We start from the raw sequence: 13,509 nt of genomic DNA on the forward strand, positions 1-13,509 counted from the left end.
TAGCCCCAAGTCTTCTCCCCCTTGTGGGGGAGATGCCCGGCAGGGCAGAGAGGGTTTTTTCCTTTCTGACATTCGATCATTTGCCGCGCAGCGGCCTGGAGTAAGCATTGGCCACACTACCCATAGAAAAGATGCGGGAGCTGGAGCGGCGGTTCGGGGAAATCGAGGCGCGGATGTCGGCGGGGCCAGCGGCCGATGTCTATGTGAAGCTCGCATCGGAATATTCCGAGCTGCAGCCCGTCGTCGCCAAGATCCGCCAGTACGAGAAGGCCGGCGCGGAGCTTGCCGATATCGAGGCGCTGCTGTCCGACAAGGCGACCGATCGCGAGATGCGCGACCTTGCCGAGATGGAAAAGCCGGAGATCGAGGAACGGCTGGAAACGCTCGGAAGCGAGATGCAGATCCTGCTTTTGCCGAAGGATGCCGCCGACGAGAAGAGCGCCATCCTCGAAATCCGCGCGGGAACCGGCGGTTCGGAAGCCGCACTTTTTGCCGGCGATCTCTTCCGCATGTATGAGCGTTACGCCGCTGACAAGGGCTGGAAGGTCGAGGTGCTCAGCGCCAGCGATGGCGATGCCGGCGGGTTCAAGGAAATCATCGCGACGGTGACCGGGCGCGGCGTTTTCTCCAAGCTGAAGTTCGAATCGGGCGTGCATCGCGTGCAGCGCGTGCCGGATACGGAAACGCAGGGGCGCATCCACACCTCCGCCGCCACCGTCGCCGTGCTGCCGGAGGCCGAGGATATCGACATCGAGATCCGCGCCGAGGACATCCGGATCGACACGATGCGCTCGTCGGGTGCGGGTGGCCAGCACGTCAACACCACGGACAGCGCGGTGCGCATCACGCATATGCCGTCCGGCATCGTGGTCACGAGTTCGGAAAAATCGCAGCACCAGAACAAGGCGAAAGCCATGCAGGTTCTGCGCTCGCGCCTCTACGACATGGAGCGGCAGAAGGCCGATAGCGAGCGGTCAGCCTCCCGCAAGAGCCAGGTCGGTTCCGGCGACCGGTCCGAGCGCATCCGCACCTATAATTTTCCGCAAGGGCGAGTAACCGATCACCGCATCAACCTGACGCTCTACAAGATCGACCGGATGATGATGGGCGAGATCGACGAGGTGGTGGACGCGCTTTTGGCCGATTATCAGGCTGATCAGCTCGCCCGTCTCGGCGAACAGCAGGGCTGACCGTGAGCGACACGATCGACAGCCTGCTCGCCGAGGTGCGCGCGGCGCTCCGGCAGGCGGATTTCGACGATCCGGCGCAGGAAGCACGCATTCTCGTCGGCGGTCTGCTCGGCCTGACGCCGACAGGGCTGATGAGCCGCGGCGGGGAGGCCGTGGCGGCGGACAAGGCGGCCTTGATCCGGGCCGGGATCGCGCGGCGGCTGGCCCGCGAGCCGCTGCACCGCATTCTCGGCGCGCGGGATTTCTACGGGCTGACCCTGTCGCTCTCGCCGGAAACGCTGGAGCCACGGCCGGACACGGAAACGCTTGTCGAAGCCATGCTGCCGCACGTGCGGGCAACGGTCGCGCGGGTCGGGCAGTGTCGAATCCTCGACCTCGGCACGGGCACGGGGGCGATCTGCCTGGCACTTTTGAGCGAGGTTTCCGAGGCCATGGGCGTCGGCGTCGACCTTTCCGAGGATGCACTTGCGACCGCCGCCGCCAATGCGCGGGCTCACGGTCTCTCCGATCGTTTCCGGACCATGCGGAGCGACTGGTTCGGGACGATCGACGGGCGTTATCATCTCATCGTCTCGAACCCGCCTTACATCCGCTCGGATATCATCGACGGGCTGGACCCGGAGGTCCGGCTTTTCGATCCCATGCTCGCGCTCGATGGCGGGACGGACGGGCTGGATGCTTACCGTATGATCGCCGCGCACGCGGCCGCCTTTCTCGAAGATGAGGGCATGGTCGGGCTGGAAATCGGCTTCGACCAGAAGGACAGCGTGACGCAGATCTTTGACGCAGAAGGTTTCGAGAGAACGGCTTTCCTGCGCGATCTCGGTGGAAACGACCGCGTGCTTGTCTTTCGCCGTGCTATGCTGGCAAGCCATACGCTGTAGGCCTTCCAGCCTGTTGAAAACAGGCCGTTTACTGCCTTGGCAATGCGATGTTCTTTTCGCAGACGCAAAGAAAAGGCTTGGAATTGGCGGGGAAGCCGGATAGGTTGCCGCCACGCACTGAGCAGACGGTCAAAGATGTCAGGATTCGTTCCGGTCAGACCTCTCCGCAGGGAATGCTCTTTTGACACAAGAGCTTGGGTCGACAGTGCCTAGTGCGGGTACCTGTTAATTTGACGCCAACCAGCGAGATGCCTTTTCAGGCTGCTGGGTCGCGGCGTGCCTTCTCGTTCCGACTCCCCTTATGTCGGGAGCTGCGAGGAGGTGTTTACCACGATGGCCGGAGCCATGAGGCCGGACGCCATATGAACCATCATGATCAAGAGATTTCGGGTGACGATAGGATGAGGCCAGGACAGCAGAACAAGCGCGGCCGTGGGCGTAACAACAATAATAATAACAACAATAACAATGGCGGCGGCGGCGGCGGTAACAACAATCATAACCGGAAGGGGCAGAACCCGCTCACCCGGACCTATGACAGCTCCGGCCCCGACGTGAAGATCCGCGGCACCGCGCAGCATATCGCCGAGAAGTACACGACGCTCGCGCGGGATGCGCAGAGCTCCGGCGACCGGGTCATCGCCGAAAACTATCTTCAGCATGCCGAGCACTACAACCGCATCATCGCAGCCGCACAGGCGCAGATGCAGGAACGTTTCCAGCGTGACGATCGCCCGTCTTATGAGGGCAACGACATGGACGGTAACGACCGTGACGGCATGATGGACGACGATCAGGACCAGGGCTACGACGACCAGCCCGCCATGATGCAGCAGCCGACACCCCGCCGCGAACAGCCCCGCCAGCAGCAGCCACAGCCGCAGCAGCGGACGGAGCGCAACGAACGGCCGGACCGTCAGGAACGCGCCGAGCGCAACGAGCGTCCGGTTCAGGCGGATCGCCCCGAGCGAACGGAACGCGCGGACCGCAGCGAGCAGACGGAACGGCCCGAGCGGACGGAGCAGCGCGCCGAGCGTACTGAACGGCCTGAGCGTGCTGAACGGCCCGAACGCGCTGAACGTCCGGAGCGTGCCGAACGTGCACCTCGTGCCGAGCGTCAGCCCCGGGCCGAGCGTCCTGTCGCTGTCGAGCACCCCGTTGCCGCAACGCCGGAAACCGTCATCGACGGCACCGGTCCGCAGCCGGACATCGAAGGCACGCCCGCCGAAGTCGCCATCGAAGAGGAGGCCGCAGGCCGCGCGCCGCGCCGTCGGGCTGCCCCGCGCCCCCGTCGCCCGCGCCGCACCGAAGGTGCCGCGGAAGAGGGTGCCGCCGGCGAACAGCCGGAAGCGCCGGCTTTGGCCGACTCCGAATAATCGGTCGCAAGACCAACATGACTGGAAGGGGCGGCGGCAACGGCGCCCTTTTTCGTGGGCGTTTCTATTTCCGCAAGTAGCTCTTTTTGCCGCTGTCGGAGAGGCAGAACCGGCCGCCGCGGGGGCCGGTGCAGAACATGCCGCTGCGGCAGTCGCAGGTCGTCGTGCTTGTTGCCGGTGCTGACCGGGATGATGTCCCGAGGAGCCCGAGCGGTTGATGGGTTGCCGAGCAGGATTTCTTGCTGGCGCTGATCGAGCCGTCGCGGCAGATGAAGCGCTCTCCCTGACAGTGATCGACGCCGCCTTTCCTGCCACTGCACGGCGTGTTTCCGGCCGCGAATGCGTGGCCCGCGACGAGGCTGAAAAGCACGAGGGCCGAGGCAAAGGCCGAAAGCATGGTCCGAAACGAGGCTGGCAGGTGCGCGGGTAGCATGGATAAGGGTTCCGGGACCGTCGGGTTGCATTGGGTCAGGCTCTCTTCGACCTTGGGTATTCCGAAACGTTTGTCAATTCTTACAAATAGGATGCAAGCTGTGTGAAACGTCGTCACAGCGACGCGAATGGGGATATGGTCACGCTTCATCGTGAGGGGAGGGGACCGGCCATGGCTGGGAATGACGAGACCTGGAAGATCCTGCATTCGCGGTCTTTGATCCGCGATCGGCATATCGATGTCCGTGCGGATGCCTGCGAGACCCCGTCCGGGTTGCGCGTCGATCCTTATTATGTGCTGACCTATCCCGACTGGGTCGTCGTCGTCGCGGTCACACCCGACAGGCAGATGGTGCTGGTCCGCCAGTATCGGCATGCTGCGGGCAAGGTTTTGTTGGAAGCGCCAGCCGGCAGCATGGAGGCGAGCGATGTCGATCCAGAGGCCGCGGCGCGGCGGGAGCTTTTGGAGGAGACCGGCTATCGCTGCGAGCAGATGGAATGGTTGAGTTCGCTCTATCCCAATCCCTCGATGCAAACGAACCGCGTGCATGCGTTTCTCGCTCGCGACGTCGTCCGCGTGAGCGAGCAACAGCTCGATCCGGAAGAGAATGGGCTGACGGTCGAGCTCCTGCCGATCGAAACGGTGCTTGCTGGTTTGGGCACCGGACTGATTGGTCAGTCGATGCACGTTGCCGCGATCCTTCAGGCGATGACCGTGCTGCCTGTGTTGAAGCCGGTAGGGGAACGGGATGCGGCTTCTCGCTCCGATGGATCGCCCATGCCGCCGCTTTCCCAACCTGCAAGGCTTGGAGACCGGGAGACCCAGAGGGGCGGCGATGGGATGAGGGTTTTTGGTGTGGATTTCACCTCCGCTCCCTCACGGCAAAAGCCGATCACCTGCGTCGAGTGCCGGCTGGATGGGGGGACGTTGCGGTTCGTAGAGATGCATCGCTGGACGAATTTCGATGGTTTCACCGGGTTTCTCGCATCGTCGGGCCCATGGATTGCCGGGCTCGACTTTCCCTTCGGGCAGTCGCGCAGATTCATCGAGACGATCGGCTGGCCTCTGTCGTGGGAAGGTTATGTCGGCCACGTCGCCGGACTGACGCGTGCGCAGTTCTACGAGACGCTGACACAGTACAGGTTACCGCGCCCGCCCGGCGACAAGGAGCACCAGCGGTTCATCGATAAAAGCACAGGCGGGATCAGTCCGCAGAAGCTGCATGGGGTGCCGGTCGGTCTGATGTTTTACGAGGGCGCGCACCGGCTGCTCGAATCCGATGTGCATCTGCCGCTTCTGCGGGCAGGCGACCCGAGCCGTGTCGTGGTGGAGGCCTATCCCGGCGTGATGGCGCGGCGGTTGATCGGGCGGCGATCCTACAAGAACGATACGCGCAGTCTGCAGACGGCGGAGCATCTGTCGGCCCGCCTCGATCTGTTCGATATCCTTTGCGATCCCGCGTCTGATCATTCCCTGTCCGGCCTGCGGATCGAGGCACCGCGATCGCTGGCCGACGATCCGAGCGGGGATGCGCTGGATGCGCTCCTTTGCGCGGTTCAGGCGGGCTGGGCGTATGGGCAAAGAGAGGCCGGTTTTGGCATTCCGCCGCATGCCGATCCGCTCGAAGGCTGGATCGTCGATCCGGTCCTTTTGCAAGTGTCCGATCAGGGTGGAACAATCTCGCCGCAAAGCGAAATGACATGATTTCTGCTCTTTAATTCGGCAAAAACGCCTCCCATATCTCATGTCGAAGCGGGAAGATGCTGCGATCCGCAGGGTTCTCTTCGCGATGCCGGGCTTGCCGATTTCGGGAGCCTGATCCCAACCGCCGGAGCGTGCCGCATGGGCGTTCCGGTTCCAAGGAGGTAGACGATGGATATCGAGAAATATTCCGAACGCGTGCGTGGTTTCCTGCAATCGGCGCAGACCTATGCACTTTCGGCAGGCCACCCCCAGTTCACGCCCGAGCATGTGCTGAAAGTGCTGCTCGACGACGATCAAGGCATGGCAGCCTCGCTGATCGAGCGCGCCGGCGGCCGGGCGAAGGACGCCAAGCTTGCCAATGACGCAGCCCTTGCCAAGCTGCCGAAGGTGTCCGGCGGGAATGGCGGCATCGCCCTGTCGCAGCCGCTGGCCAAGGTTTTCACGACGGCCGAAGAGGCCGCCAAAAAGGCGGGCGACAGTTTCGTCACCGTCGAGCGCCTGTTGCTGGCGCTGACTGTCGAAACATCGGCTTCGACTGCGCAGACGCTTTCCAAAGCTGGGGTGACCGCCGCACGGCTGAACCAGGCGATCAACGAGATCCGCAAGGGCCGCACCGCCGACGGCGCCAATGCAGAGGCCGGTTTCGACGCGCTGAAGAAATATGCGCGCGACCTGACCGCGGATGCACGTGACGGCAAGCTCGATCCGGTGATCGGTCGCGACGACGAGATCCGCCGCACGATCCAGGTGCTTTCGCGCCGTACGAAGAACAATCCGGTGCTGATCGGCGAACCCGGCGTGGGCAAGACGGCCATCGCCGAAGGCCTCGCCTTGCGCATCGTCAATGGCGACGTGCCGGAAAGCCTGAAGGACAAGCGGCTGATGGCGCTCGACATGGGCGCGCTGATTGCCGGGGCGAAGTTCCGCGGCGAGTTCGAGGAGCGGCTGAAGGCCATTCTCTCGGAAGTGCAGGCGGATGCCGGCGAGATCATCCTGTTCATCGACGAGATGCACACGCTGGTGGGTGCCGGCAAGGCCGATGGGGCGATGGACGCCTCGAACCTCTTGAAGCCGGCGCTGGCGCGCGGCGAGCTGCACTGCGTCGGCGCGACCACGCTCGACGAGTACCGCAAGCATGTGGAAAAGGATGCGGCGCTTGCCCGCCGGTTCCAGCCGGTCATGGTCAACGAGCCGGATGTCGAGGACACGATCTCGATCCTGCGCGGGTTGAAGGAGAAGTACGAGCAGCACCACAAGGTGCGGATTTCGGACGCGGCGCTTGTCGCGGCTGCAACTCTGTCGAACCGCTACATCACCGACCGTTTCCTGCCCGACAAGGCCATCGACCTGATGGACGAGGCTGCATCGCGGCTGCGGATGCAGGTGGATAGCAAGCCGGAAGAACTGGACGAACTCGACCGCCGCATCATGCAGCTGAAGATCGAGCGCGAGGCCCTGAAGAAGGAGACCGACCGCGCCTCGAAGGACCGGCTGGAAAAGCTGGAGCTTGATTTGACCGGGCTCGAAGAGCAGGCCGATGCGCTGACCGCGCGCTGGCAGTCGGAAAAGTCGAAGCTTGGGCTTGCCGCCGATCTGAAGCGACAGCTCGACGAAGCGCGCAACGAACTGGCCACTGCCCAGCGCAAGGGTGAGTTCCAGCGGGCGGGCGAGCTTGCCTATGGCGAGATCCCGAAGCTCGAAAAGGAGCTGCAGGAGTCCGAAGCGCAGGACGGTTCGGCCGCATCCATGGTGCAGGAAGTGGTGACGCCGGACAATATCGCGCACATCGTTTCCCGCTGGACCGGTATTCCGGTCGACAAGATGCTGGAAGGCGAGCGCGACAAGCTGCTCCGGATGGAAGACGAACTGGCCAAGTGGGTCGTGGGGCAGGGGGATGCGGTGCAGGCCGTGTCCCGCGCCGTCCGTCGCTCGCGCGCCGGGCTGCAGGACCCGAACCGGCCGATCGGCTCCTTCATCTTCCTCGGGCCGACCGGCGTCGGCAAGACGGAGCTGACCAAGGCGCTTGCGCGCTTCCTCTTCGATGACGACACGGCACTCGTGCGCATGGATATGTCGGAATATATGGAGAAACACTCCGTTTCCCGGCTGATCGGTGCACCTCCGGGCTATGTCGGCTATGAGGAAGGCGGTTCGCTGACGGAAGCCGTGCGGCGCAAGCCTTATCAGGTCGTGCTGTTCGACGAGATCGAGAAGGCCCATCCCGACGTCTTCAACGTGCTGCTGCAGGTGCTGGACGATGGCCGGCTGACGGACGGGCAGGGCCGGACGGTGGATTTCCGCAATACGATGATCATCATGACATCGAATCTCGGCGCGGAATATCTGACCGGGCTTGCCGAAGGCGAGGATACCGACAGCGTGCGCGAGCAGGTGATGGGTGTGGTGCGCTCGGCCTTCCGGCCGGAGTTCCTCAACCGCGTCGATGAGATCATTCTGTTCCACCGTCTGAAGCGCGGCGAGATGGGGGCGATCGTCGATATTCAGCTCGAGCGGCTGAAGACCTTGCTGGCGGATCGCAAGATCACGCTGGAACTGGACGGCGACGCCCGGCACTGGCTGGCGGAACGCGGCTACGATCCCGTCTATGGCGCACGCCCGCTGAAGCGGACGATCCAGCGCTATGTGCAGGATCCGCTCGCCGAAAAGATCCTGTCCGGCGACATCCCGGATGGCTCCGTGATCAAGGTGCTGGAAGGGTCCGATCGGCTGAACTTCAAGCTGCTCGGCACGGGCGAAGACCGCGTTGCTGCCTGATCGACCTGCCTGATCCGAGATATTTGGCCTTCCCGGGAAACCGGGGAGGCCTTTTGCGTTTGAGGACCTTAATCCCACGGTAATCCCGATCGGCGACAAATGGGCCTGACGAACAGGGACGGGAACATGACAGAGATGAAGCGAGCCGGGCTTGTGGTCGTGGTCACGGCCGGCGGGCGCAATCCGCAGATCCTGATCAACGCGCTCGCCCGTCGCTTTTCCGAGGTTGTCGTTCTCTTGGAGCCGGCGGAATCGAAGTCCGTCTTCGTTAGGCGGCGCGCGCGCAAGCTCGGATGGCCGGTGGCTCTCGGTCAGCTCGCGACGATGGTCGCCTCCAAATTCGGCAAGCGCTTTACCGAAGGCCGTGCGCGGGAGATTCTGGAGACCTATGGCGTTTCGGATGTGCCGAATGCGGATGTCAGAACGGTGCCGATTCCGTCGATCAACACGCCGGAAGCACTGGATAGGCTGACCAAGTTTTCACCCGATGTCGTCTTCCTCGTCTCGTGCCGCATGCTGGCTGCCGCAACGCTATCGGCGATATCCTGCCCCGTCATCAATTTTCACGCCGGCATCAACCCCCGATATCGCGGCCTGATGGGCGGATACTGGGCGCGGGTGAACCGCGACGAGGAGAATTTCGGTGCGACGGTGCATCTGGTCGATGCGGGCGTCGATACGGGCGATATTCTCTACCAGACGCGCATGACGCCCGGTAAAGGCGATACGATGCACACCTATCCGCTGCTGCAGACGGCCGCTTCGACCGGAATTGCCATCCGAGCGGTCGAGGATGCGCTGGCCGGGACGCTTCGGCCGATGACCGTCGCGGGTCCATCCCGGCAATGGTATCACCCGCCCGTCTGGACATGGATCTGGAACGGGCTGTCGCGTGGCATCTGGTAAGACGTATCGGCGCACGTCGCTTTCACTGTCGCGGCGTGTCGTGTCGTGCAAAGATGCGCGGCGGGTCGAAAAGACGCGCAAGCATTTGCCGGATGACGGCCACGCCAATGCGCACGGCAATGGGCCGACGGGACCGATACAAGGCGGATACATATGACGAAACCTTCGCCCTCCGATCTCGCTCCTGCGCCCAGGCCCGACAAGGGCAATGCGCAGGCCGGCCGCAAGGCGGCAACCGGCGCCTATACGCCCGCCAGCGTCTCGCCCAACCGGCGCGGGCAGCGCAGCTTTGCGATCCGCCTCTGGTCGGTGCGCCATTCCCGGCTGCTGGAATGGGTCTATCACCGGTTCGCGTCGGTATTTCTGGCATTGCATCCGCTCTGGCGGGCGATCGGCTACGCCAGAGCCGAGGCACCGGTGACTGTGGTCGAGCGCGGGGTGAAGGGCCTGCTCTTCGACTGTCGCATGTGCGGCCAATGCATCCTGTCGTCCACCGGCATGTCCTGCCCGATGAACTGCCCCAAGCAATTGCGCAACGGACCCTGCGGCGGCGTGCGTGCCAATGGAAACTGCGAAGTGGAGCCCGACATGCCCTGCGTCTGGGTCAAAGCCTGGGAAGGTTCACGCCAGATGGCGAACGGCGATGCGATCCTGGCCGTACAGCCGCCGGTGAACCAGTCGTTGCGCGAAACGTCGTCCTGGCTACGGGTGACGGCAGCCGAGGCACAGGCGCGGGATAATCAGACGACAACCTCGGGACGCCCGACATGAGTGGTTTCCCAAACGCTTCTGGCGATCTCTTGCCCGGCCATTCCTCGCGCGGGCGGCTGGAGCAGGTGCTTCGGCGCGGCGAGTTCGCGGTGACGGCAGAGCTGAACCCGCCCGACAGCGCCGATCCGGAAGAGGTCTATGCTCGGGCCGCGGTGTTCGAGGGTTGGGTGGACGGCATCAACGCGGTCGATGCGTCGGGCGCCAATTGCCATATGTCCTCGGTCGGCATCTGCGCACTTCTGACCCGCATGGGTTACGCTCCGATCATGCAGATCTCCTGCCGCGACCGAAACCGGATCGCCATTCAGGGCGATGTGCTGGGTGCGGCCGCCATGGGCGTGGCGAACATTCTCTGCCTTACCGGTGACGGTGTGCAGGCCGGCGACCAGCCGGGGGCAAAGCCGGTGTTCGATCTCGACTGCATGTCGCTTTTGGAAACGGTGCGGATCATGCGGGATCACGCCAAGTTTCTCTCCGGGCGCAAGCTGACCGCGCCGCCGCGCGTCTTTCTCGGTGCCGCCATCAATCCGTTCGCGCCGCCGTATGATTTCCGTCCGTACCGGCTTGCCAAGAAAATCGAGGCCGGTGCCCAGTTCGTGCAGAGCCAGTATTGCTTCGATGTGCCGATGTTCCGCGCCTACATGGAAAAAGTGCGCGATCTCGGTCTGCACGAGCACTGCCATATCCTCGTCGGCGTCGGGCCGATGGCATCCGCCCGCACCGCGCGCTGGATCCGCTCCAACGTGCCGGGCGTCCATATCCCCGATGCCATCATCGCCCGGCTGGAGGGCGCGGCCGACCAGAAGAAAGAAGGCAAGCAGATCTGCATCGATATCATCAACGAGGTGAAGGAGATCAAAGGTGTCTCCGGCATTCACGTGATGGCCTATCGGCAGGAGGAATATGTGGCCGAGATCGTCCATGAATCCGGCGTTCTGAAGGGCCGCAGACCATGGCGCCGCGAACAGGGTCCCGCGGACGCCGGTGTTGCCGAACGTCTCGATGCGGCGCGCGGGGGCGAGATGCAGGATCAGGAGAGCCTTGCGGAAACGGCGGCGAAGCGGCCGCACTGATCCCGCTTTCGCAGGAGCATCGGGCGCGCCATCATCGCCACGCGCTGTTACTGCGTGGCGGCGACTTCGCTGCCATTATCCTTGGCCAGCAGCTCGTCGATGCGCTGCCGCTCTTCCTCGAACTGGGCGAGCGCCGCACCATCCAGCGACTTGCCGCCGGGAAGCCGGATGCGCAGCGGATCGACGCGGTTGCCGTTGACGATCAATTCGTAGTGCAGGTGCGGGCCCGTCGACAGGCCCGTCGTCCCGATCCAGCCGATGACTTGGCCCTGCGCAACGCGCGCGCCGGGCTTGACGTTCTTTGCGATCGCGCTCTGGTGATTGTAGGACGAGACGTAACCGTTCGCATGACGAATGAGCGTCTGGTTGCCATACCCGCCGCTATCCCAGCCGGCCTTCTCCACGACGCCATTGCCCGCCGCGATGATCGGCGTGCCGCGCGGTGCGGCCCAGTCCACGCCGGTATGCATGCGTGAAAAGCCGAGGATCGGATGACGGCGCATGCCGAAGCCCGAGCGGAACGTGCCGTTGGGAACCGGGTTGCGCAGCAGGAACTGACGAATGCTCTTGCCCATCTCGTTGTAGTAGTCGACGGAATTGTCGTCCGGGTCCTGGAAACGATAGAACCGGGTCTGCGCGTCGCCGAACTTCGCATTGACGTAGAGCAGTTCCGACGTATCCGTCGCGCGACCGCTTTCATCCGCAACGGAGAAGAAGGCCTCGAGGCTGTCGGTCGGCTTCAACTGTGCCTGAAAATCGACATTGCTCGCGAGCAGCTTGATCAGCTGCGCGACCATGCCCTGGTTCATGCCGTAGGAAAGTGCGGCCCGATAGACCCCGTCATAGACCCGCGGCAGATCGCGGCCGGCCGAGATGGTCGGTGTGCCGTTATCGTCGAAGGCGGTGTAGACGGCGGAAAGCTGCGGCGGCTCCTCGCCACGCACGAATGTGCCATGGTCGTCCAGCGCCATGGTCAGCACATGCGCACCACCCTTGGCGTAGACGCTCGCCCGCATCACCCGCGCTTCTTCGTTCTCGCCCCTCTGGATGATGCCGATACGCACGACATCGCCTTCACGGAAGATATCCGAATTCAGCGCCGTCTTGAAGATGGCCGCGATATCGGCCGCCTGTGCCTTGGAATAGCCGGCGCCACTCAGAACGGTCGCCATTTCCGTGTCACGCCGGACCGGAATGACGTCGTCTGCAAATTCCGCGCTGCTGTCGTTGATCGTTTCGAACGGCGTGACCGTCATATTCTCCTCGACCACCCGCGCCGTGATGCCCTGGATCAGGTCGAGCTCGGAGGCGTCGGAGGCAAAGCGTCGCGGATCGACATAGAAGAGCGAGGCGAGCTGCGTATTGCCTTCCGTCAGGGCCGCGCCGTTGGAGCGGACGTTCTCTTCCACCTCGTCGAGCGACATCGAGGGCCCGAATTTCAGCGTCGAGCCCTTGAGGGGAAAATCGACCGTCTTCAGCGCGACTTCGGATTCGACATCGGAGCCGTAGATGGTGCCGGTGCGCACCGGGGGAGGGGCAGAGGCGGCGTCGTCATTGGAGAAGATCGCGAGAGGATCGAAGGACGGGTAGGATTCCGATGCCTGGTGGTTGGCCGCCAGTGTCATCTTCACATGCGCGAACGGCTGGCGACGAACCACTTCCTTTTCGCCATCGTGTATCATCGTGGAGACTTCGAGGATCGTCCGGTCGGATGGCTTGGCGACGATCACGGGAGAGACGATGCGACCGCCGCGCTTGGCGGTCGCTGCCGGCTGGCCGCCGCGCAAGGCAGGGTCCACTGCGGCATAGGCTTCCGCGGGGATCGCAAGCTGCTGGCGACCATCGAGTGCGGCAAAGAGCGCAACGCCCATAAGGAGACTGGATGTGATGCCGGTAAGGAATGTGCCGGAGAGCCAGCGGAGCGAAATCTCGCGGCGATCGGGCGCCCGGCGGCCATCGGCCAATATGGGCGGTTCGTTGCCCAGCGACCGTATCATGGATTTGTCCGTGATCATGCCAGCTGATCGGGTCCCTGTTGAACGCGCCGGTTCTTCTTATAGGCTGCGTATATTGTGCGAAGATGTGCATCTTTCGCGCTGTCGAGTCAAATCCGACACAGTGCGCGGTGCTCCCTGAGACACTGCGATTGTGTAAAACTGAGGGCGGCGGGTGCCCTGCGGCAGGTTTCCTTCATGACGCGAGAAGGGGAGGGGGCTCCAGCCCCTATGGCGCAAGGCTTTGTCAGAAAACTGTCATTTTTTTCAAAAACCCTGTTGACGAACTGCGGTTCAGAGATCTATAAACCGCACACCAACGAGGGCGGCGGCGCTGCTGGCGACCAACGAACTCGCTCTGAAGTTTCTTGACTTTGTAGCGACTTGGCGGTCTTAGGCAGAA

At 63.4% G+C, this 13,509-nt stretch carries 9 protein-coding genes; 8 read left to right on the forward strand and 1 reads right to left on the reverse strand.

Annotation, left to right across the window (positions count from 1 at the left end; translation table 11 throughout):
• Positions 1 to 107: 107 nt before the first annotated feature.
• The 8 genes from prfA (at position 108) to G8E10_RS25320 (ending at position 11,112) form a co-directional block, all read left to right on the forward strand.
• Complete coding sequence (gene prfA / locus G8E10_RS25280) at positions 108 to 1,190, forward strand: peptide chain release factor 1 (protein ID WP_110800660.1); 1,083 nt, start codon at positions 108 to 110, stop codon at positions 1,188 to 1,190.
• A gap of 2 nt (positions 1,191 to 1,192) precedes the next feature.
• Complete coding sequence (prmC, locus tag G8E10_RS25285) at positions 1,193 to 2,074, forward strand: peptide chain release factor N(5)-glutamine methyltransferase (RefSeq protein ID WP_167131171.1); 882 nt, start codon at positions 1,193 to 1,195, stop codon at positions 2,072 to 2,074.
• A 401-nt stretch (positions 2,075 to 2,475) separates the two neighbouring features.
• On the forward strand, positions 2,476 to 3,450 hold the full coding sequence (locus tag G8E10_RS25290) for a DUF4167 domain-containing protein (RefSeq protein WP_167131173.1): 975 nt from the start codon (positions 2,476 to 2,478) through the stop codon (positions 3,448 to 3,450).
• Between the two features lie 604 nt (positions 3,451 to 4,054).
• The gene (locus G8E10_RS26205; protein WP_281517808.1) at positions 4,055 to 5,587 is read left to right on the forward strand and encodes an NUDIX hydrolase; all 1,533 of its coding nucleotides are present in this window, start codon (positions 4,055 to 4,057) and stop codon (positions 5,585 to 5,587) included.
• Between the two features lie 168 nt (positions 5,588 to 5,755).
• A complete protein-coding gene (gene clpB, locus G8E10_RS25305) occupies positions 5,756 to 8,362 on the forward strand; it encodes an ATP-dependent chaperone ClpB (RefSeq protein WP_167131175.1) in 2,607 nt (868 codons plus the stop codon).
• A gap of 126 nt (positions 8,363 to 8,488) precedes the next feature.
• Positions 8,489 to 9,268 carry a formyl transferase gene (locus G8E10_RS25310; RefSeq protein WP_281517809.1) on the forward strand — a complete coding sequence of 260 codons (780 nt, stop codon included), beginning with the start codon at positions 8,489 to 8,491 and terminating at the stop codon, positions 9,266 to 9,268.
• A 153-nt stretch (positions 9,269 to 9,421) separates the two neighbouring features.
• Positions 9,422 to 10,039, forward strand: coding sequence for a methylenetetrahydrofolate reductase C-terminal domain-containing protein (locus tag G8E10_RS25315; protein ID WP_167131179.1), 618 nt, complete (start codon positions 9,422 to 9,424; stop codon positions 10,037 to 10,039).
• Positions 10,036 to 11,112, forward strand: coding sequence for a methylenetetrahydrofolate reductase (locus G8E10_RS25320; protein ID WP_167131181.1), 1,077 nt, complete (start codon positions 10,036 to 10,038; stop codon positions 11,110 to 11,112). The genes G8E10_RS25315 and G8E10_RS25320 overlap by 4 nt, the downstream gene beginning before the upstream one ends.
• A gap of 47 nt (positions 11,113 to 11,159) precedes the next feature.
• On the opposite strand, the gene G8E10_RS25325 is transcribed toward G8E10_RS25320, so the two are convergent.
• A complete protein-coding gene (locus G8E10_RS25325; RefSeq protein ID WP_167131183.1) occupies positions 11,160 to 13,127 on the reverse strand; it encodes a M23 family metallopeptidase in 1,968 nt (655 codons plus the stop codon).
• Positions 13,128 to 13,509 lie beyond the last annotated feature (382 nt).

It is taken from the genome of Ferranicluibacter rubi (assembly GCF_011603255.1).
Taxonomy (GTDB): Bacteria; Pseudomonadota; Alphaproteobacteria; order Rhizobiales; family Rhizobiaceae; genus Ferranicluibacter; species Ferranicluibacter rubi.